Below are 22,469 nucleotides of genomic sequence, written 5' to 3' on the forward strand. Positions count from 1 at the left end.
TATACAAACCAGTAGTATTTGGTATTCCATAAGAGGCATTTTTGGGTGTGGTAGTCCTAAAAATGTCGATAATAAACAAGGATGGGACACCAATGAAAACATTCAAACCCAGCACTATCATGGCGGCCTTGATAAGTAGTGGGGTCGCCTTTAGCGCAGCTCCTCTTTATGCCCAAGAGTCACCAGACACGTCAATAGACGAAGTTGAACGACCACAAGAAGATACCTTAGAGCGTATTGAAGTACGTGGTTTTAGTACCAGCTTGATCCAATCACTAAACCAGAAACGCTTCTCCGATACGGTTTCTGAACAAATATCTGCAGACGATTTGGGAGGGCTTCCCGACGTTTCTATGGCAGATGCACTGACACGTCTCCCGGGTATCTCTGCTGTAAGAACCGGAGGACAAGCTGCCCAGATTAACATTCGTGGTTTATCAGGTGACTTCGTATTTTCTACGCTAAACGGTAGAGAGCAGGTATCCACCAGCGGAAGTCGCGCCATTGAGTTTGACCAATATCCGTCTGAACTAATTAGTGAGGCAGCGGTTTATAAATCACCCAAGGCGTCGCTTATTGAAGGCGGTATTGCGGGTACAGTAGAACTGAAAACAGCATCACCACTTGCTATTGAAGAGCAGCATAAGTTCAGCGCCAACATGCGCGGTATGTACAACGATAGAGCAACAGAAATAAGCGATGCTACTGAATACGGTCACAGACTGAGCTTTTCCTATCAAGGTAAGTTTTTAGACGATACGTTAGGTGTATCTTTAGGGTATGCCCGTTTATTCCAACCAAGCGTTTCTACGCAATTTATTGGTTTGGCGTATAACGGTCAAGTAGATGTTGATGGTCTAGAAGGGGATACGGATGGGCCAGCAGATTGCCCAAATTGTGAACTCATTTCAGAAGGCTTTGAAATGCAGCACAAAGGCGGTGAAGAAACCCGCGATGGCTATGTTGCTGCGTTTGAATGGGCGCCTATCGATACGTTTACCTTAAAAGCTGATGCCTTCATTTCAAAATTTGATTCTGAAGCATTTGCCCGCGGTTTTCGCGTTAAGCTAGGTGGAATTAATGCGGGTATCACAAATCCTGTAGTGGTGAATAACAATGTCATCGGCGGTACTTTTTCACGCACAGATAACAGCTTTACCCGCGTTGAGCTTGTTAACGACGACAATCAAGATTTCGATAGTGTTACAAACTTAGGTGTTAACGCGGCTTGGGAAATCTCTCCGGACTTATCCGTACAGTTTGACGTATCTCGTTCAAGTGCTGAAAGTGACTTTAGAAACGGCTTGTTATGGTCGCTTGTAGGCGAAGATGCGACAGCAACCAACCCAGTGTTTGATGAAAACGTTCAAATATCTTATTTGCTGAATGGGTTAAATCTGCCTGATATTGGCTTTAACCAAACTGATGCCTTTACTGATTTAGACCGGGTCATGGTGAGTAAGTACGGTATCTATCCGTTTGAAAATAAAGATGAGCTAGATGCATATCGTGTTGATTTTCAATATTATGTGGACGTGCCTATCATTTCTGGCTTTGAATTCGGCTATCGTTATTCAGACCGAGAGTACAACAACGATCGCTCTGTCTTTGAATACGGAAACGACAGTGCATTTTCAGTAAGCGAGCCGCCGCTTCGGCTAACGTCTGACATGGTCGAGCAAGTTGACTGGAGTGGTGACTTTGGCTACTTCCCAAGTTATCTTTCTGTTGATCTAGACAGTGCACTTAATGCATGGTTCCCAAGCGGTAGGCCTCAGCCTGTTCAAACATGGGGTCCGGGCGCAGCTGGCGTTATTAACGGGCCTGGTACAGGGCCCGCTACAGCATGGACGCTGCAAGAAAGCGGAGATGTATTTGAAACGGTAAACTCGGCCTACTTAATGGCTAAGATAAATACCGAAATAGGCAGTATTCCTGTTACGGGAAATGTGGGTGTTCGCTACGTTAAAAGTAAACAGAGCTCAACAACGCTGCAGCGTGCTACCCAGCTAATTCAAGACTTAGAAACAGGCACGTCAGTTGAAGTTAGCGACCCTATCGCAGGTGCGCAAAATATTACAGACGATGTTGGGCTTATCAACAACTTCTATCGACCAGCCTTGATAAGTCATGAGTATTCAGACGTACTGCCTTCTATCAATCTAAATTTTAAGCTGACTGATGACACACAGCTTCGCGTGGCAGCAGCAAAAGTAATGGGTAGAGCGCCAATTAACCGTTTTGCGGCAAACGCATCTACCACCATTGAAACGGTTACTGCTTTCCAAGACAGAGATTCAGGTGAAATTACTTTGTCGAATCCTACCGCAAGAGTTAGTGGTAATGCCCGTAATAGCCCGTACTTAGAACCGTTTTACGCCACGCAATACGACGTGTCTTGGGAGTATTACTTTTCAGATACAGAAGGTGCTTTGGTTATCGCTGGTTTCTACAAAGACATTGAGTCGTTTGTAGAAGACATTGAAATAGAGCCTTATGACTTTGAGGCAAACGGCATTGTTATTCCTGACAACGTTAGCGTTCCGGTCTACCTAACCCCAGAGTTTAACGGCCAAGAGGCTGAGCTTGCTCGCGATGAGAACGGCGATCCTATCTTCGTAACCGTTCCTACGGAAAATGGTAGCTACAGTACGGCAGTTAACAACGCAGAAGGCGGTTACATCAGAGGCCTTGAAGTCGCTTACACCCAAATTTACAGTATGCTGCCAGGTTTGTGGTCAGGGTTAGGGGTTAGCGCTAGCTACTCTTACACCGAAAGCGAAATTCAGCGCACTCTCGGCGACGGCGTTTACGCTGCAAATTTACCAGGGCTTTCTGAAAATGTAGCCACATTAACCGTTTTCTGGGAATACGAAGGCTTTGAAACCCGCTTATCTAGTCGATATCGCGATGCGTTTGTTTCGCAGCAGGTAGCGGTAAACGATCAGGTGGTTAACTTTGACGAAGAATTGGTTATTGATTACCAAGCATCCTACGAAATTAACGACAACTGGAGCCTACTGTTTCAGGTTAATAACCTAACCGACGAGCCAACTAAGAGCTATTTCGCGTCAGAAGAGCAAACCGGCACTATTCAGTACTTTGGCACCCAATATTACCTAGGGATGACATACCAACTATGAATAACAACATCCTAGGCAATTTATTTAGCGACTCGAAGGAACACTCGGTTGCCAACAATAGCGAAAATATTCAGGAGAATTTTATGTTTACTAAAAAGAGAGTAGTGCGCGCAGCGTTACTTTTAGTAGGCGCTTATACACTTGCAGGATGCGGAGGTTCGGGCGTTGAGTCTGGAGCAAACGATTTACTTACCTGTGATGTGCCAAATGTTCCAAACGCAGCAGGTACGGCGTGTGAGCCGCCACCTCCTATTCAATGTGATGCACCGCTCGTTCCTAACGAAGCGAACGATGTCTGTGAAGCTGGTGCCGACCCAAGTCTTCCTGCACCTGTATTTACCCCGTCATCTAATCAAGCTGTGCTTTACTATAATCGCGCTGCAGTGGATGCGGATAACTCAAGCAACGACACTGCCTATGAAGGCTGGAGGCTACATACTTGGAACAACGATGAGTGTGATGCTTATGCCGACGCCGATACGGATTGGGCAAACGGTCGTATTCATAGCGGCATCGACCCAAACTACGGCGCTTATTGGATATTAGACCTCAAAGAAGGCTATGGAAGTTGTCATAACTTTATCATTCACAAAGGCACCGATGATGCGGGTAAAGAAATGGGAGGCGGTGACTTCCAAGCTTCGCTGGTTCAAGAGGACAACACCTTTGTTCGCATGAACTTTACGCTTTCTGGTGAACCAACGATTTTCGAATTTCCAATTATGTCCCTTGGTCCACAGCCAGTCGATATAGAAGGCTTTGGTGCACATTGGTTAGACGCTAACACCATTTTATGGGACGTGCCTGAAACCGTTGCTGAAGTTAAGCTGCACTACTCAGCTCAGGCTGACTTAGAGAGCACGCTAGAAGAGGGTATCAACGGGACTGAAGTACCTCTAATGAGTACAACACTTACCGAAGAACAATCTGCTCGTGTACCGCATTTATCTTCTATGCAGGCATGGGAAGGCGAATGGTCGGTAGAAGACGCGAAAACCGTACTCACAACCCAGGCCGTTGTTGGTGGATATGATGCTGACGGTACACTAGTGGCAGCAACAGGTATCCAATTGGCAAATGCCATTGACGCGCTGTATACGATGGGTGAAGACGATGCCGACGAAGCACAACTTGGCGGCATTTACACAGACGCAGGTATTACCGCTGCACTGTGGGCGCCTACTGCTTCGAGTGTCGACCTCTTGATTTACAACGATAACAAAACGTTAAGTCAGCGTATTGATATGACACGCGATGACATGTCAGGTGTATGGCGTTATGAAGGCGATATGTCGCTAGATCGCCAGCTTTATCGCTACGAGGTTACGGTATATCACCCTATCACAGGTAAAGTAGAAACACTGCTTGTAACAGATCCATACTCTGTGTCACTGAGCACGAACGGCCGTTTCTCTCGCTTTGTAAACCTAGCTGATGAAGATTTAAAACCTGAGGGATGGGATACTCATACTATTCCTACAGTTGAAAATTATGAAGACGCGGTAATTTATGAAGGGCACATACGAGACTTTAGTGTCCGCGATATGTCTACGTCTGAAGAAAATCGAGGTAAATACCTTGCTTTCACCGAAGAAGGTACTGCGCCGGTCGAACACCTTAAAAAGCTAGTTGAGGCAGGGCTTACCTATTTTCATATTCTACCGGCAAACGACATAGCAACCATCGATGAAGACCCAACTAACACTGTGGATTTGTACGATACGGTGGGCAAACTTTGTCGCCTAAATAGCAGTGCTGCAGTATGTGAAGAAGAAAACGCGAATACACTGTTAATCGACGTTTACAACTCTTATGACCCGTTATCGCAAGCGGGTAAAGCCCAGCAACTTACTAATGACTTACGCAATGTCGACACCTTTAACTGGGGTTATGACCCACATCACTTCAATTCCCCGGAAGGTAGCTATGCATCAAATGCAGAAGGCGTTGAGCGGATCGTAGAAATGCGCGCCATGATTCAAGCGCTTCATGAAATGGGCCTTAGGGTAGCTTTAGATGTGGTGTACAACCATACCAATGCGTCGGGCGTTTTTAGTAAGTCTGTTCTAGACAAAGCGGTGCCAGGGTATTACCACCGATACGAGGTAGATACGGGCGCTATTGTTCGTGAAACCTGTTGTGACGATACCGAACCGCGTAACGTCATGATGGAAGAGTTCATGAAAGACTCGCTACTAATGTGGACTGAGCATTATAAGTACGACTCTTTTCGCTTCGACATCATGAGCCAAGCGACAAAGGATACGATGGTACGCCTGCGTGATGCGGTTCAAGCTATCGACGAAGACAACTATTTTTATGGTGAAGGCTGGACCAAAATAGACCGCAATTACGAGCAGGCGAGTCAGTTGAATATGGCCGGTACTGAGATAGGAACCTACAACGACCGAATTCGTGAAGCAATTCGCCAGGGCGCCATTTTCAGACCGGAAGATGACGGGCTGTTAAGTGCACAAGACCGTGTGAAAATGGGCATGATTGGTACGCTTAAAGACTATGTTTTAGAAACGTCTTCAGGCAGTGCTGGCGCAACCAGTAACTTAGGCGGCTATGCAGAAGACCCTGCCGATATCATTAACTATGTGTCTAAACATGATAACGAAACTTTGTGGGACCAATTAAATTACACACTTCCACAGGACATCACGCTTGAGCAGCGAGTACGCGCACAAAACGTGGCTATGGGTATCAACCTAGTGTCGCAAGGTATTCCATTTTTACAAATGGGCGGCGACATGCTTCGTTCTAAATCAATGGACAGAAATACTTACGACTCTGGTGACTGGTTTAACTATGTAGATTTTACCTACGAGACCAATAACTGGAACGTAGGCTTACCATTAGCACAAGACAATGAAGCCCGTTGGGAAGAAATGGGGGAGTTCATTTACAATCCGAATCGCGCGGCCTCAATGGCAGATATTATGTTTGCATCAGATGTATTCGCTGAGCTGCTAAACGTTAGGATGACCAGCCCATTGTTTAGATTGACCACTGCTAAAGACATCATCGACCGTATTGGTTTCCACAACATTGGTGCACGGCAACAGCGTGGTCTTATTGCGATGAGTATCGACGATGGTGTTTCAGACAGCAGTGAAGTACCGCGTCAAGACTTAGATATGATGAATGATGCGGTAATGGTACTGGTTAACTCGGGTTACGAAGAGAAATCTATCACGGTTAACACAGCAACTGGCTTTTCCCTTCACGCTACCCAAATGAACTCAGTTGATGCTGCGGTACGCGGAGCAAGCTTTGTTGAGGGTGAAGACGGTAACGGCACCTTTACCGTACCTGCGCTTACCATTGCTGTATTTTTGAAACCGCAGTCTGGAGCCCAAGGTTATGGTCTATCAGCGTATGCCACGTCTGGCGCACCTGTTGTAGTGCCTTACGGCGACACTGTAGCTTACCTTCGTGGAGACATGAACGGCTGGTCAACGGATGATGCATTTACTTATCAAGGTGACGGTGTATATACGGCTACTACTGCGCTTGAAGGCGGAGTAACTTATGGGTTCAAGTTTGCGTCTGAAGATTGGAGTACCGTGAACTTTGGTGCTGCAGATGGTGAAGCAGGTGCGGTAATTGCGGGTGAAGAAAAGGTTCTTGCGCGCACTAATACCAATCTTTCATTTACGCCAGCAACTAGCGCAACATATTTGTTCACTGTTGACGCGTCTGACAGTGAAGCGCCGATCTTAATGATTGAGAACGAGGAGCCCTATGTTGGTACACCTGTGTATCTTCGTGGTGCAATGAACGGGTGGGGGACAGACGAGGAGTTCAATTACCAAGGTGGTCGTATCTATACCTTTGCTCGAGATATTGAGCCTGGCACGTATGAGTTCAAAGTTGCATCTGAAGACTGGAGTACAGTAAATTTTGGTGCTATGTCTGCCGATGATGCCGATCGTACTTTGGCGCCAGGCCAAACTCTTGGTTTGGCTGCGACTAACGACAACCTTGTTTTAAATATTGAAACGGCCGACCGCTATGTTTTTGTGTTCAATGTAACTGACACGGATGCACCGACAATAGGTGTGTTCAAAGAAGCGTTTTGGGGTGACACTCAAGTCTACATCCGTGGCGGCATGAACGGATGGGGTGCGGTCGATATGTTTGAGTATCAAGGAGAAGGTGTCTACACAGCTAACATTGAGTTGAGCGCAGGTAGCATCGAGTTCAAAGTTGCTTCTGAAGATTGGTCGACGGTAAACTTGGGTAATCCTAATGATGCCGCGAGTAACGTTGTCACCCCTGGCGAGCCAAAAATACTTGGAGGAAGCAATAACAATCTTATGATTGAAATTCCAGAATCAGGCCTTTATGAGTTCATGGTCTCAGGGCCAGATGGTAATGCTCCCACGTTAACGGTTACTAAAAAATAATCGTCTAAAGTAACACAACGTCGGTTTTTACTCACCGATTTAATAAAAACCGCGACCTAGTTCGCGGTTTTTTACAGCGCCTAATTTTTTTGGCATATCTCTTGATGTTTTGAAAATGTATGACATATAAAGGTAGCCGTACCAGATGGTTGGCGTATTTCGTAAGGAGATGAAAACATGAAAAAGGCATTAGTAGTAGAAGGTGGCGCGATGCGGGGAATTTTTGCTGCTGGGGTGCTCGATAAGTTCATGGAGCATGATTATCACCCTTTCGATTTTACACTCGGGGTCTCCGCAGGAGCGACTAATCTTTCTACCTATGTATCGAAAATGCATGGGCTAAGTAAAACAATCATCACTCAATACGCAACAAAACGTGAATTCTTTAGTCCGCTTCGTTTCATCAAAGGTGGCCATATGACAGATGTCCATTGGTTGTGGCACCATTCAAAGCAAGCGATGAATATTCCCGCTCCCGGTGAAAAGAGCAGTATGCCGCTTTATGTGGGAATAACAAATGCTGAGACAGGCGAGTGCGAATATGTTCAAGCTACGAAAGATAACGTAGATGACCTTATGGTGGCCTCTTGTGCACTACCTACCGCATACAGAGATGAAATATCAATAAATGGCGTTCGCTATTTAGATGGTGGCGTGGCTGATGCAATTCCCGCAATTCAAGCATACAAGATGGGGGCGAGGGATATTACTGTGATCCTTTCTCAGCCTCTAGGCTTCACCAAACCTGAAGTGAAGTCCGTTTGGTTAATACAGAAAATGTATGGAAACCAGCCTGCCATACTAGACAAGATGCTTCAGCGAGCCGCTATCTACAATGAAACCCTCGATTTTCTGAATAATCCACCTGAAGATTGTACGATTCGCGTCATTGCACCCGATGAAGCGTTCTGTGTAAAGCGCTTAACAATGGATAAGAAAAAACTACTGCGAGGTTATGGTCAGGGAAGGCGAATGGCTAGACGCTATCTAAAATCGGAAGAGGTCGCTATGAACGCAGGTGCGAAGCAGACTGCGTAACGGCAACGCCTAGAAGTCTAACCTGTCCTCAAGTAAATGTATTAGTGTATGTTTTTCGCAACATTTACGCTTATATTTAAAAATAAAAGTGACAGCTCTAACTGGGATTTAGAAAATACAACGATTACAGCAATTTACTGTGTTACAAATAGGCAACACTTCAATTTCTTAGGCCTCTCTATCTTTTCCCTCGTTTTAGGAATTAATAACTGTAAAAACGTTAAGTGTATTGATGATTTTCAAATTGTGAGAAGTCTCATTTCCATTCTCCGTTCTTAACTAGCTGAAATACAGTTACTTTCACCATTTCCTATGATGTGTGTGTAAACTTTGCAGGTAATGTGCAATATTTTCACGGTTTTGGTGCGTAAATTGCTACTATTTATTTGTCGATAGTTATAAAACACCATACACAAAAAGCTAAAGCTCATATCAGAAACGATAAATAAGATTTCACCTATACCACAAAAGATAAAAGTGAAAACGGCCCTTTTTGGCTAAAAGTCTGCGGCTTTTTGAATGCAAAACGTTGATGATTTGATTAAATAAAAAATAGTCGGCAACGATAAACTTCACATTGAAATGTATATTAATTAATACTTAAGGCTATTTTTTGCCTTCGCATATAGCAGCTAGCTGTCGTTCGTGTCAGTATCCGAAAATAGAAAAAAACAAATAAAAATAAAACGTGAATATAGCAAAACAAAAAATTTCAATCGGGCTTGTAAACCCAAAAAATCCGGTAAATGTTGCTTCGATATTGCGCGCGGCGGGTTGCTATGGGGTCTCCAGCGTTTTTTACACTGGTGAGCGTTATCGTTTTGCGAAAGACTTCAATGCGGACACTAAAGCGTTTCATAAGGTCATTCCTACTGTCGGCGTAGATTGCTTGCGCGATGTTGTACCTGAAGGCGCATCAGTAGTAGCGGTTGAATTAGTCGAAGGCGCAACACCTTTACCTTCGTTCAATCACCCAGAAAATGCATTTTACTTGCTCGGTCCAGAAGACGGAAGTATTGGCGAAGACGAGCTGTCATGGTGTGACCATGTTGTATATGTACCAACTTACTCTTGCATGAACTTGGCAGCAACAGCCAATGTCTTGCTGTATGACCGACTTGCAAAGTCTGACTACGTGAGCGGGGATGCGCTTATCAGACAGAGCAGAGATACGAATAATAAAACGAAAATTAGATAGACGTTAACCAAAGGCTGTCGTTGCGACCAGGAAGTTACCCACAGGCCTAATAATAATATCCAATATCAGGGGAGCTTTGTGTTGAAAACAAGAGCAATGGACACGGTTCGTGCTTTAAATAGCACTGTGTCAAATAAACTGAGACAACTGCCACGCCAGTTTACACGACTATTAACTCGTCCAATTTCACTTGAAGAAAGCATTTCTAATTTCTTTTTCAGTCGTTATGAACTCGTGATTGCAAATGAAGAAAGTGAAAAGCAGGTGAGTTATAAAACTCGTCATAAAGTATATTGTGAAGAAATGAAGTTTGAGAAACAAAATGCGACGGCGCTAGAGAAAGATAAATACGATGATCGTGCTATTAATTGTTATATAAAACATAAGTCTACAGGGGAGTGTGCGGGCACGATCAGATTAGTATTACCAACCAACGCTGGGCTTTCACTTCCTCTCGAAGAGAAGTGTGCTGAAGCGTTTGAAAACGGCTCGTTGTTACCCTCTAATCTCGATCCACAGACTGTATGTGAAATATCAAGGCTAGCTATCCCGCGAGAGTTTAGAGTGCGTCAAATGCGTACAAAAATTCTGCCCGCTGAGAAGCTAGAAAAAATTAAACAGAAAAAAAGCACGCCCTTTAACGTAGAGCATTTTCCTTACCTTTCCATCGCGCTGTACTTAATGGCAACGAGTGTTTGTCAACACCTTAACGTAGAGCATGCGTATGTGCTAATGGAGCCAAAGCTTGCAAGACGAATGAAAGCCTTCGGGATTAACTTTCATCCAGTAGGGGATGCCGTTGATTTTAAGGGGAAACGCATGCCTTATAGATTATCATCACAGGTTTTATTAAAAGATTTGGCTAAGCCACTAAAGGGCTTTCACAAAAACATACACACAGAGCTTCACGCAAAGTTACAAGCTATCAGCGATGTATCAACGCCAATCGTTCACACAGTACAACATACACAAAAACCTCAGCGTATAGCGCAAGCTGCCTAGTGCGCTGTTGACCTTAGTCCAAACGGGCCGCCCTTACAGGCGGCTTTTTTATGTTTGAATACGTATGCATGTTTTTTAACATACATTTAACGCGTATCCTGTTGGCATTGCTTATTTTTTACAGTGAATACTATGCCAAATATAAAGTTGGGTTTTTGTCTTAAGCCTTTGTCCGTTGCTATGCTTTCATTAGGTTTAGTTGCGTGTTCTGGGCCATCATCTTCTGTCGGTAGTCAGAAGGTTGAGGTCAAGGAGAATCAGCCTTTAACATCAAGGAAAAGTCGTGATATGTCAACGCTTACAGATAACATTGATAGGCAAGGTAAGCCTGTTGTTTACCAAGTTTTTACTCGATTATTTGGAAACACAAATTCAAATAACGAACCTTGGGGCACGATTGAGAAAAATGGCGTAGGTAAATTTAGTGATTTCACGCCACAGGCACTCAACGCCATAAAGTCTCTGGGTACAAGCCATATTTGGTATACCGGTGTGCCGCACCATGCAGTTATTAATGACTACACAGATTACGGCATATCAAACGATGATCCTGATGTTGTTAAAGGCCGCGCTGGCTCGCCCTATGCAGTCAAAGATTATTACAACGTAAATCCTGACCTTGCCGATAACCCTGAAAAACGATTAGAAGAATTTGAAGCGTTAATTGAAAGGACGCATGCTGCGGGAATGAAAGTGATCATAGACATCGTGCCTAACCATGTTGCCCGTGACTACCGTTCTCTCTCAGCGCCAGAAGGTGTGAGTGACTTTGGCGCTAACGATGACACTAATGTGGAATATGCCCGAGACAACAACTTCTACTATGTGGTTGGTGAGGCTTTTCAGGTGCCCAAAGCTGAAGGTTACCAACCCTTGGGTGGTGAAGTTCATCCATTATCTGATGGGAAGTTCAATGAGTATCCAGCTAAGTGGACGGGCAACGGCGCTCGTGCGGCACAGCCAGATATAAATGACTGGTATGAAACAGTTAAGGTAAATTATGGTGTTAAGCCAGACGGCACTTATGATTTCCCGATTTTGCCTGATGAATACAGCGAAAAAACGTACGAAGAGCACGCAGCGTTTTGGGACGGTAAAGATCTCCCAGACTCGTGGTACAAATTCAGAGATATCGCTCATTATTGGATTGATAAAGGGGTTGACGGCTTCCGTTACGATATGGCGGAAATGGTTCCAGTAGAGTTTTGGTCTTTCCTAAATAGCAGCATTAAGCAGAGGGCGCCTGATGCGTTTTTGCTAGCAGAAGTTTACCAGCCAGGTAAATATCGTGCTTATATCCAAAAAGGAAAAATGGACTACCTTTACGATAAAGTAGGCTTCTACGATACATTAAAAGCTATCATGCAGGGCAAGGGCGAAGTCAGTGAACTGGTTGCTGTGCATAAGGAAATCAGTGATATCGCGCCACATATGCTGCACTTTTTGGAAAACCACGACGAACAACGTATTGCCAGCCCTGACTTTGCTGGAAGTGCTGAAAAAGGCAAGCCAGCGCTTGCAGTGAGTGCACTTATCAGTAGTTCACCTACACTTCTTTATTTTGGTCAGGACGTGGGCGAAGACGGCAGCGAAGAAACAGGGTTTGGCGACCCAACACGCACATCAATTTTTGATTACGTGGGGGTTCCTGCTCATCAGCGTTTTATGAACGATGGTAAATTTGATGGCGGGAAGTCGACCAAAAGTGAAAAAGAACTACATGACTTCTACAAAGACGTGATGGCCATTGCCGCTAATAATCCGGCAATTACAGGCGAATATCATAGCCTTCATGCGCTGAATTTAGACGTGAACAACTCGACGTATTCCGAGAAGCAGTTTGCTTTTGCGCGAATTAAAGATGAGCACGGTTTGTTAGTAATCTCTAATTTCGATGAAAATCCTACCGGTTTAATCAACCTCATCGTTCCCTCAGATTTAATTGGTAGCAGAGATGAAAGTATTGAGGTAAAAGCCTTACTTTCCCATGACGCACTAAACTTAGAAAAAGATGGCGTTAACTATCAAACAACATTGTCATTAGATGGATTAGAAACCAAGGTTTTTGCCTTCTAAATTTTCCTCTATTTACTGACACAGTAACTAACGACTTGCTTAGACTTTGTATACGCGAGGCACCCTATATTTTTCTTTGGTGTCTCGTGAATACGTATGCAGACCATTGGTCAGTTAGCGCTAGCAAGGTAGTATCTCTCCATCACTTTATCTTTAACGTATTTTTAACATCGGTGTTCATGTGTTCAAAACTAACCGCGTAAACAATGCTATTAACCTAAAGCGTAAGAATCCACTTTTACTGTTTGTAGGCTGTGCCGTGTCACTTCACACCGTCTCTGTTTTTGCATCGCAGCAGGACGATATCAACGTTTATCCGCCTAACTGGTGGGTGGGTATGCAGCATCCTGAAGTAGAGTTGATGATTGCAGGAGAGGATGTAGCCGACGACAAGGTTTCTGTTGCCAAAGGTAGTGTCAAAATAAAAAAGACTATGGCACTTGATAGCGATAACTACCTGTTCGTTACATTAGATACTTCAGCTGCACTGGCGCAAGAGCTTGTAATGACGTTGACCGATGATGACGGTAGCAAGCGAGATATTCGTTACTCGTTGAAAGTGCGTAAAGATGCGTCCGCTAAAAGAAAAGGATTTGGCCCAGAAGACGCCATCTACTTAATTACGCCAGACCGCTTTGCCAATGGTAACGTAAACAATGACAACGTAGATGGTTATAAAGACAAGGCTGACAGGTCATTCAAAGGCGGTCGTCATGGTGGCGATATTAAAGGCATCGCAGAAAACCTCGACTATATAAAAGAGATGGGTTTTACCCAGATATGGACGATGCCAATGCTTGAAAATGCCATTGAGAAATACAGTTATCACGGCTATTCGACAACAGATTACTATAATATCGACCCGCGATTCGGCTCTAATCAAGAATTTATAGCGTTTAGTCAGAAAGCCGACGAGCATGGGATTGGCGTGATCATGGACATGGTGCTCAATCATATTGGAAGCAATCATGCTTGGATGGAGGATATGCCCTCATCTGATTGGATTAACAACAATGGCAAGTTCGTAGGTACTACACATAAAAGGGAGTCTCTTCACGACCCGCATGCCATAGAAAGCGATATCAAGGGCTTTAGTGACGGTTGGTTTGTACCCACCATGCCCGACTTGAACCAGCGCAATCCGCACTTGGCAAACTACCTCATTCAAAACGCCATTTGGTGGGTGGAAACAGCAAACCTTAGCGGAATTCGTGTCGATACTTATTCGTACCCTGATAAAGCGTTTTTAAGCCAGTGGACCCGTCGCATCATGGACGAATATCCCAATTTCAATATTGTGGGAGAAGAGTGGTCAGTAAACCCAGCTATTACAGCCTATTGGCAGGCGGGAAGTCAGCGCCACGACAACTATGACAGTGCGCTGCCGTCTGTTATGGATTTCCCTTTGCAGGCCGCAGTGGTCGAGGCACTGAATAACGATGAAAGCTGGAACTCTGGCTTTATCAGCGTGTACGAAACGTTAGCGAGCGATTTCTTATACGGCGACCCAAATAATCTTGTTATTTTTCCAGACAACCATGACATGAGCAGGATCTATACTCAGCTTGGGCATGATAAAGAAAAATGGAATATGGCAATGACGCTTTTGCTCACCACCCGCGGTATTCCGCAAGTATTCTATGGAACCGAAATTTTAATGGGCAACGAGGGAAGCGACGATCACGGCATCATTCGTTCTGATTTCCCGGGCGGGTGGCCATCAGACAGTGAAAAGAATGCCTTTACTGGTAAAGGGTTTTCTGATGACGAACGTTGGGCACAAGCGCGTATTAAAACCCTATTAGGACTTCGTCAATCCCATCCTGAATTATTTAAAGGTGAGTTGAAACACTATGCCCCCGTTAACGGTGTTTATACCTATTTTCGAGTGGCACATCAGGCGCCTGAAGCGTCTATTGTGGCAAGTGGCAACGATGTCTCAGGATCAGGCAATCAAGTTGAAAAACTCATGGTCATCCTTAACAAAAAATCAGTAGATTTGCCGTTAACAAAATATACAGAGATGCTAGAGCCTGATGCGTCATTAATGCGTGTAAGTGACGGTAAAACATTTAAATCATCTGATACCATAAGCCTTCCGGCGATGTCGGCGAATGTTTTCATTGTGCAATAGCCGTATTACTTAAATTAAAACAATAAATAGAGCAACGTATGCAAACAACTCAACCACGCCTTTCTTTTTGGCAAATATGGAACGTCAGCTTTGGCTTTCTGGGTGTTCAATTTGGTTTCGCACTGCAAAATGCAAACGTCAGTCGTATTCTTTCTGACTTAGGAGCAGACCTTCATTCCTTATCCTTGTTTTGGCTTGTAGCGCCTATTATGGGGTTGATAGTACAACCTATTGTAGGGTCAGCATCAGATCGAACATGGAATCGTCTCGGGCGACGCCGTCCCTTTATCTTAGCCGGCGCTATCGCAGCCGTACTCGGCATGATTTTGCTGCCGAACGCGCCCATTTTTGTCGCATTTTTAGCACCTATGCTAATGGGCGCATTAATGGTTGCACTAATGGATGCGTCGTTTAATGTGTGCTTTCAGCCGTTTCGTTCGTTGGTATCGGACATGGTTCCGCCTTCACAACGCAACGTTGGATATTCAATTCAGTCGTTACTTATCAACATTGGTGCTGTGATTGGCTCTATACTGCCATTTGTGCTGACCAATGTCGTTGGTTTAGAAAATACTGCGCAAATGGGCGAGGTCGCGCCTTCTGTCGTGTGGGCATTTTATATCGGTGCCACTGTGCTGCTTGGTACGGTAATTTGGACGGTAGTTCGAACAAAAGAGTACGCACCAGAGGAATACAATCGGTACAAAGGCCTCACCAATGAGGAACCGGTGCACGAAAAAATGCCAAAAGCGCCGTTAGGTCAGCGTTTAAGCGAATTTTTCCGTCTGGTGAAGGATATGCCAAAAACCATGAAGCAGCTTGCAGTTGTGCAGTTTTTCTCTTGGTTTGCACTTTTCATTATGTGGGTTTACACCACGCCTGCCATTACCCAGCACATTTGGAATGTCGATAAGCAGTGGTTTGATCCAGCCTACATCGCTGCTGCCCCTATGGTTCCTGAAACCATAATCATGGCCAAAGGTGCTGCTGGCGACTGGGTCGGAATCTTGTTCGCGGCCTATTCAGTGTTTGCGGCTATCTTCTCTATATTTCTTGCTAAATTAGCTGATAAGTTCGGTCGAAGAACGGTGTATGCAAGTTCATTAGCCCTAGGCGGCCTTAGCTATGTAAGCTTCTTACTATTTCAAGATCTGACTATGGTGAACGTAAACTTATTAATCACAGAAGTAACAGTGCCGCTAGGCGCGGTAAAACTACTTATTCCTATGATAGGTGTGGGTATTGCCTGGGCTGCAATTCTCGCTATGCCTTACGCCATGCTAGCAGGTGCATTGCCTGCCAATAAAACCGGTGTGTATATGGGCATTTTTAACTTTACTGTTGCTGCGCCACAAATTGTGTCGGGTTTAACGGCGGGCTGGATTTTAAGCAGCGTATTTGATAACGATGCTAAATACATCATCGTTGTAGCGGGCGTTTCCATGTTGATTGGCGCTGCCTCAGTATTCTTTGTGAAGGAAGCTGACAAACAAGAACTTGAAGCAGCACAGGGAGCTTAACTATGTCTTTCAATCGCACAGCAATTGCCTTAACCATTGCCGGAATGTTTTGCACGGCATGCACGAGCACATCGGCCCCCACAATTGGCAGTAATGAAAGCACGGAAAACTTCGACGTTGTGGGTACGAGTAACCCGTTCGCGAGTGAAGCGGTTTATTTTGTAGTTACCGATAGATTTGTTGACGGTGACCCTTACAATAACCATGAAAGTCAGGGGGGGGAACACCCTACGTGGCAACTGCCGCTTGAAGGCCCGGATGGCAAAAAAGCCTATGTAGGCTACATGGGCGGAGATTTACAGGGTATCTTGAATAACGCCGATTACATCAAAGATATGGGTTTCACAGCAGTGTGGATGACGCCTGTACACGATAACCCTGACTATGCGTTCAATGGTGATGAACCCATCACTTACGGCGGTGCATTTAAAGACGGTGGGAAAACCGGCTACCACGGCTACTGGGCAACAAACTTTTATAAAGCGGACGAGCATTTGGTTAGCGACAATTTAAGTGTCAGTGACTATACCGCTAAAATGCGTAAACACGGTCTTAAGTCAGTATTTGATATTGTAGCGAATCACGGCACGCCAAGCTTCACAATGGAAAAAGACTTACCGGGCTATGGTGAAATTTATGATAAGAATGGAAACTTAGTTGCTGATCATCAAAATCTTGCGCCTGAAGATTTAGACCCTAAAAACAACCCGCTACATAGCTTTTTTCATGACTATCGAGATTTAGTAAAACTTTCTAATCTAGATGATGAGAACCCGGCGGTACGCGATTATCTGATAAACAGTTATCTTTATTGGATTTCTCAAGGTGCAGATGCGTTTAGAATAGACACAATCAGGCATGTTCCCCATGCGTTTTGGCGAGAGGCTTCTGACCGCATTCGCAAGCAGCACCCTGATTTCTTTATGTTTGGCGAAGCATTCGATTATGAAGCCAACAATATTGCACAGCATACACTACCTAAAAATGGCGGCATCAGCGTTCTCGACTTTCCGATGCAAAAAGCCATGGTAAGTGTTTTTGAAAAGCCGCTAGAGAGCGATTTTGCTGACTTAGAGAAGGTACTTCACCTTACTCACGGCCCTTATAACAACGTATATGAACTAACAACGTTTTATGATAACCACGATATGGCGCGAATGAATGCGACTGATGAAGGCTTTATTAACGCGCATAACTGGCTGTTTACGGTTCGAGGCATTCCGGTGGTTTATATGGGCTCTGAAATAGGCTTTATGCGGGGCACAACTGAACATGCAGGAAACCGTAACTATGTGGGGCAGGAACGCCTAGACCAAGCAAAGGATCATGCTATCCATCAGGCGCTAACAAAAATTGCCAATGTGCGCAAAAACACAGTTGCGCTGCAGCGGGGTGTCCAGGTAAACCTTGAACTTAACGGCCATCGAGCGGCATTTTATCGTGTAATAGATAACGAGGACGCGCAAGAAACAGCTCTAGTGTTACTGAACAAGGGGAATTCAGTACAGTCGTTCGATATTAAAGACTTTATGCAGTCCGGCGATTGGGTAGAGCAACTGTCTGGACAGACGCAGTCTGTAGCTAACGGCACTTCGTTAAAGGCAACCGTCGAGCCAAATGGCGTTCATGTGTGGGTGCGTAAAGGAGAGGTCAGCAGCCGTGATTTAATTACGCAAATTACGTATCAGTTGGCCCGTCAATAGGGGTAAACCTACTACAGCACTGTGTAAACGAGTTGGGCGTTGATGATTAACGATTAACGATTAATGATACAGTGTTATAGACCTTACGCTTACTATTGCGGTCAAGCTACGTCAGAATCGTAATACAAAAGCAGCTTCACAGGCTCGCGTAAAAGTTTGAACCTAAAGAAGCCCCAATTGTTTAGGGGCTTTCTTTATGTGTAATCTACTATTTATGAACGTTTAAATGGCAGACGTTTACTCGCTGCCACAAGATTGACGAATGATAATATCCGCAGGCATTAAATAATCTTGAACGTCTTCGTTGTTTATGGCTTTTATCAGGGTATTCACCAGTAACTCGCCGGCAAGTTTGGTATTCTGCTGAACAGTCGTAAGCGAGGGAGTAGTGTATGCAGACACTGCAATGTTATCGTAGCCAACTACAGCAACATCGTCAGGAACATTCACGTTGGCTTGTCTCAGCGCTCTTAATACACCCATGGCGATGAGGTCCGATGCGCAAACAAATGCATTGGGTAACTCACCGCTTTCAAGTAATGACTTTACGGCTTGAGAGCCTGCATCCTCAGTGGATATAGCGTCTCTTTGCACGCTTGTGCTACTCAGTCCGTGCTTTTTGAGGGCGTCAAAATAGCCGTTAAATCGCGCTTTAAATTCAGGCGCGTGCTCACCATTATCGCCGATAAAAGCAAATGAACGTTTACCTAACTTTATAAGATGTTCAGTTATGCTTTGCCCGCCTTGGTAATTATCGCAACCAATACTGATCCCTGGGTGTGCTTCATCTGGCGCTCCCCAACGAACAAAATGGGTGCCTTGTGATTCTAATTGAGCAACCTTGTTTTGATAATCAGTGTAATCGCCATACCCCAACAAAATAATGCCATCCGCCTTATTCGAGTCCTCATATTCAGCGTGCCAGTCGTCATCTAAATTTTGAAACGAGACTAGCAAATCATAATTCGCATGGGCACAGGCCCTAGTGATACTGCCCAGCATCGCTAAAAAAAACGGATTAATCATCGAATCATCAGACGTGGGATCTTCAAACAAGAGTAGGGCTATTGTGCTGCTCTTTTGCTTTCTCAAATTACTGGCGTTCTTATCAACTTTGTAATTGAGTTCCCGCGCGATACGCTGAACCCGGTCGCGAGTTTCTTGGTTTACTAGCGGACTGTTATTTAACGCGCGCGACACGGTAGATTGGGAAACCCCTGCCAGATGGGCAATATCAAAAGAGGTTGCTTTTTCTTTCATAAACACCATTTTTTGCTGCTACGACAATGTTGTCGCGGTTTTAGATTAACATATTTTTCAACCAAGGCGTGCTTTTTGCTGTGCAGGCGTTCACTTGGCACGCAAAGTGAAACAACCGTGAGCCTTTACCTATGTTTTAGCTGACTTCGTTAACGTGTAAAGCCAACGCTCAACATCTGGATCGCTCTTAATTCGACCACTTGTCAGGCTTCTTTGAAGAAAACATGGTTGAAGTAATTGCGAGAGTGTTATACTCGACGAGATTTTGAAATATTACGTGCATAAGGGGAACAAGCGAATGGCCGAGACTGAAAGCCGTCCGACCAATTTTATCCGCCAGATTATAGATAAAGACCTGGCTAGTGGCCTACACAATGCTATTAAAACTCGGTTTCCGCCCGAGCCAAATGGCTTTTTACATATAGGCCATGCTAAGTCGATTTGCTTGAATTTTGGTATTGCACAAGACTATACAGGAACGTGCAACCTACGCTTTGACGATACTAACCCTGCAAAAGAAGACATCACTTTCGTCAACTCAATAAAAGAAGACGTTCAGTGGCTTGGCTTTACTTGGGATGGCGAAGCGCGCTATTCATCAAATTATTTTGACCAACTGCACGCATATGCCGTTGAGCTTATAGAAAAAGGCTTGGCATACGTAGATTTTTCAGCGCAAGAAGTGATGCGCGAAATGCGCGGTACGCTAAAAGAGCCTGGTCAGAACAGCCCTTATCGCGATACAGACGTTGAAACGAACCTTAGTGAGTTTGCTAAAATGACGGCAGGCGAATATAAAGAAGGTGAGTGCAGCCTGCGTGCAAAGATAGACATGGCATCGCCGTTTATGTGCATGCGTGATCCGGTTATTTATCGCGTTAAACACGCTCACCATCACCAAACTGGTGATAAATGGTGCGTGTACCCGATGTATGACTTTACCCACTGTATTTCAGATGCCATTGAAGGCATTACGCATTCATTGTGTACGCTAGAGTTCCAAGATAACCGTCGTCTCTATGACTGGGTTATCGAGAATATCAGTATTGATTGCACGCCGCGTCAGTATGAGTTTTCTCGTCTAAACCTCGAGTATACGGTATTAAGTAAACGCCGCCTGATTCAGTTAGTGGAAGAGAATCACGTCAATGGTTGGGATGACCCGCGTATGCCAACCATTGCCGGTCTGCGCCGCCGCGGCTACACACCTGGTTCTATCGTTGAGTTTTGTAAGCGCATTGGCGTGACTAAGATGGATAACATGGTTGAAATGTCCATGTTAGAAGCTTGTATTCGCGACGACTTAAACACTAATGCTCCTCGTGCCATGGCCGTTCTAGACCCCATCAAGTTGGTTATCGAAAACTATGAGGAAGGCAAGACGGAAACACTGGTTGCGCCTAATCATCCAAACGATGAGAGTATGGGTACGCGTAACATTGGATTTAGCCGTGAAGTATATATTGAAGCGGAAGATTTTCGCGAATCAGCGAATAAAAAATTCAAACGCCTAGTGCTAGACAAAGAAGTACGCCTTCGCAACGCATATGTGGTGAAAGCTAATCGAGTTGAAAAAGATGAAGCGGGTAACGTAACAACCGTTTACTGCACCTTCGACTCTGAGACGTTGGGTAAGGATCCAACTGACGGACGCAAAGTGAAAGGCGTTATTCACTGGGTGGATGCGGCAACCGCGCAGGCGGCTGAATTTAGGCTTTATGACCGCTTATTTAACGTACCTAACCCTGCTGCGGAAGAAAACTTTACCGATGCTATTAACCCCGAATCGTTGGAAATAAAACAAGGTTGGGTTGAAGCTGGCTTGGCTAATAATGTCCCAGAAGTTAGTGCATGGCAGTTTGAGCGCATGGGATATTTCTGTGTAGACAACGACAGCACAGACCACAAACCTGTTTTCAACCGAACGGTCGGCCTTAGAGACACGTGGGCAAAAATAGGCGAGTAAGCTAAGCGTGTAAGAGAACGCAAACGTCGCAACCAAAAAACCGCTTAAGTGCAAACTTAAGCGGTTTTTTATTTAGCGAGAAATGTATCTATGGCTTTGGTTGAGTCGATGTGTGTTCATTTCATCGCTTTACCATTCATCCCGTCAACAGGAAGTAACATCTCAGCTAAAGTTAACGCTTTGTGTACTTTTCCGTAACCACGCCAATCAGCCTTTTGACCCATTACTTTGGCTGGCAATCAAGGGATTGACCGTTTACCTTTTTGCTTTCATCACCCATTAGGTACAAGTACATAGGCATGATATCCGCTGGCGTTTTGAGTGTTTCAGGGTTTTCCGCTGGAAAAGCCTGCGCGCGCATGTGAGTACGAGTACCACCTGGGTTAATACAATTAAAGCGCAGCGATTTATTTTGATACTCATCTGCTAGGGTTTGCATAACGCCTTCTGTTGCAAATTTTGATACGGCGTAGGTCCCCCAAAACGCGCGGCCTTTTCTACCTACGCTGGATGTTGTGAAAATCACTGAAGCATTATCGGCTTTCTCTAGAGCAGCTATAAGCGCCTGTGTCATATATACCATACCATTGAGGTTTATCTGCATGACGTCTTGCCATTCTTGCGCATCAATGTCTTTAAATGCACTCAAATGACCCAAAATTCCAGCGTTGTGAAGTACACCGTCTAATCGACCAAACTGGTCAATGATAGTTTGTGTCATTTGCTGATAATGCGAGGGTGTTGCACCTTTTATATCAAGTGGAACAATGGCAGGCTCTTGCCCGCCTGCAGCGACAATCTCATCGTACACAGCTTCAAGCTTAGACACGGTGCGGCCCAGTAATATACAAATTGCGCCGTGAGCAGCATAAGTTTTAGCTGCTTGTGCGCCAATTCCATCGCCAGCGCCTGTAATTAGAATAACTTTGTCCCGTAATAAATCAGCCGGTGCGTTGTAGTCGTTCATTGTAATCCTTGAAAAGGTTAATTTTTATCGCAGTGATAAGGGTGTTT

General features: G+C 44.8%; 12 protein-coding genes. 10 read left to right on the forward strand and 2 right to left on the reverse strand.

Translation table 11 applies throughout. The features are described 5' to 3' along the window. Positions 1–92 precede the first annotated feature (92 nt). The 9 genes from JC525_RS10110 (at position 93) to JC525_RS10150 (ending at position 18,229) form a co-directional block, all read left to right on the forward strand. A complete protein-coding gene (locus tag JC525_RS10110; protein ID WP_198815723.1) occupies positions 93–3,143 on the forward strand; it encodes a TonB-dependent receptor in 3,051 nt (1,016 codons plus the stop codon). 83 nt (positions 3,144–3,226) lie between these two features. Then, entirely contained in the window at positions 3,227–7,558 is a 4,332-nt protein-coding gene (locus JC525_RS10115) for an alpha-1,6-glucosidase domain-containing protein (protein WP_198815724.1), read from the forward strand. 177 nt (positions 7,559–7,735) lie between these two features. After that, a complete protein-coding gene (locus JC525_RS10120) occupies positions 7,736–8,596 on the forward strand; it encodes a patatin-like phospholipase family protein (protein WP_198815725.1) in 861 nt (286 codons plus the stop codon). A 688-nt stretch (positions 8,597–9,284) separates the two neighbouring features. After that, on the forward strand, positions 9,285–9,794 hold the full coding sequence (locus JC525_RS10125; RefSeq protein WP_198815726.1) for an RNA methyltransferase: 510 nt from the start codon (positions 9,285–9,287) through the stop codon (positions 9,792–9,794). A gap of 78 nt (positions 9,795–9,872) precedes the next feature. Then, positions 9,873–10,796, forward strand: a complete 924-nt coding sequence (locus JC525_RS10130; protein ID WP_332874099.1) for a PEP-CTERM/exosortase system-associated acyltransferase — start codon at positions 9,873–9,875, stop codon at positions 10,794–10,796. A gap of 132 nt (positions 10,797–10,928) precedes the next feature. After that, a complete protein-coding gene (locus JC525_RS10135; RefSeq protein WP_233095111.1) occupies positions 10,929–12,872 on the forward strand; it encodes an alpha-amylase family protein in 1,944 nt (647 codons plus the stop codon). A 181-nt stretch (positions 12,873–13,053) separates the two neighbouring features. After that, positions 13,054–15,006 carry a glycoside hydrolase family 13 protein gene (locus tag JC525_RS10140; RefSeq protein ID WP_198815727.1) on the forward strand — a complete coding sequence of 651 codons (1,953 nt, stop codon included), beginning with the start codon at positions 13,054–13,056 and terminating at the stop codon, positions 15,004–15,006. A 38-nt stretch (positions 15,007–15,044) separates the two neighbouring features. Beyond that, the gene (locus JC525_RS10145; protein ID WP_198815728.1) at positions 15,045–16,526 is read left to right on the forward strand and encodes an MFS transporter; all 1,482 of its coding nucleotides are present in this window, start codon (positions 15,045–15,047) and stop codon (positions 16,524–16,526) included. 2 nt (positions 16,527–16,528) lie between these two features. Beyond that, positions 16,529–18,229: an alpha-amylase family glycosyl hydrolase gene (locus tag JC525_RS10150; protein ID WP_198815729.1), complete on the forward strand. Its 1,701-nt coding sequence runs from the start codon at positions 16,529–16,531 to the stop codon at positions 18,227–18,229. Between the two features lie 237 nt (positions 18,230–18,466). On the opposite strand, the gene JC525_RS10155 is transcribed toward JC525_RS10150, so the two are convergent. Continuing rightward, positions 18,467–19,489, reverse strand: a complete 1,023-nt coding sequence (locus JC525_RS10155) for a LacI family DNA-binding transcriptional regulator (RefSeq protein WP_198815730.1) — start codon at positions 19,487–19,489, stop codon at positions 18,467–18,469. A gap of 298 nt (positions 19,490–19,787) precedes the next feature. On the opposite strand from JC525_RS10155, the gene glnS reads away from it, so the two are divergent. Beyond that, entirely contained in the window at positions 19,788–21,455 is a 1,668-nt protein-coding gene (glnS, locus tag JC525_RS10160; protein ID WP_198815731.1) for a glutamine--tRNA ligase, read from the forward strand. A 223-nt stretch (positions 21,456–21,678) separates the two neighbouring features. Here glnS and JC525_RS10165 read toward each other — a convergent pair whose 3' ends face one another. Then, positions 21,679–22,422: a YciK family oxidoreductase gene (locus JC525_RS10165; RefSeq protein WP_198815732.1), complete on the reverse strand. Its 744-nt coding sequence runs from the start codon at positions 22,420–22,422 to the stop codon at positions 21,679–21,681. Positions 22,423–22,469 lie beyond the last annotated feature (47 nt).

Source organism: Alteromonas sp. IB21 (assembly GCF_016405965.1).
GTDB lineage: Bacteria > Pseudomonadota > Gammaproteobacteria > Enterobacterales > Alteromonadaceae > Alteromonas.

Excerpts from the sequence above, each read along its gene's own strand:
- JC525_RS10110 (WP_198815723.1), top strand. The coding sequence starts at position 93 with ATGAAAACATTCAAACCCAGCACTATCATGGCGGCCTTGATAAGTAGT.
- JC525_RS10115 (WP_198815724.1), top strand. The coding sequence starts at position 3,227 with ATGTTTACTAAAAAGAGAGTAGTGCGCGCAGCGTTACTTTTAGTAGGC.
- JC525_RS10120 (WP_198815725.1), top strand. The coding sequence starts at position 7,736 with ATGAAAAAGGCATTAGTAGTAGAAGGTGGCGCGATGCGGGGAATTTTT.
- JC525_RS10135 (WP_233095111.1), top strand. The coding sequence starts at position 10,929 with ATGCCAAATATAAAGTTGGGTTTTTGTCTTAAGCCTTTGTCCGTTGCT.
- JC525_RS10145 (WP_198815728.1), top strand. The coding sequence starts at position 15,045 with ATGCAAACAACTCAACCACGCCTTTCTTTTTGGCAAATATGGAACGTC.
- JC525_RS10150 (WP_198815729.1), top strand. The coding sequence starts at position 16,529 with ATGTCTTTCAATCGCACAGCAATTGCCTTAACCATTGCCGGAATGTTT.
- JC525_RS10155 (WP_198815730.1), bottom strand. The coding sequence starts at position 19,489 with ATGAAAGAAAAAGCAACCTCTTTTGATATTGCCCATCTGGCAGGGGTT.
- glnS (WP_198815731.1), top strand. The coding sequence starts at position 19,788 with ATGGCCGAGACTGAAAGCCGTCCGACCAATTTTATCCGCCAGATTATA.
- JC525_RS10165 (WP_198815732.1), bottom strand. The coding sequence starts at position 22,422 with ATGAACGACTACAACGCACCGGCTGATTTATTACGGGACAAAGTTATT.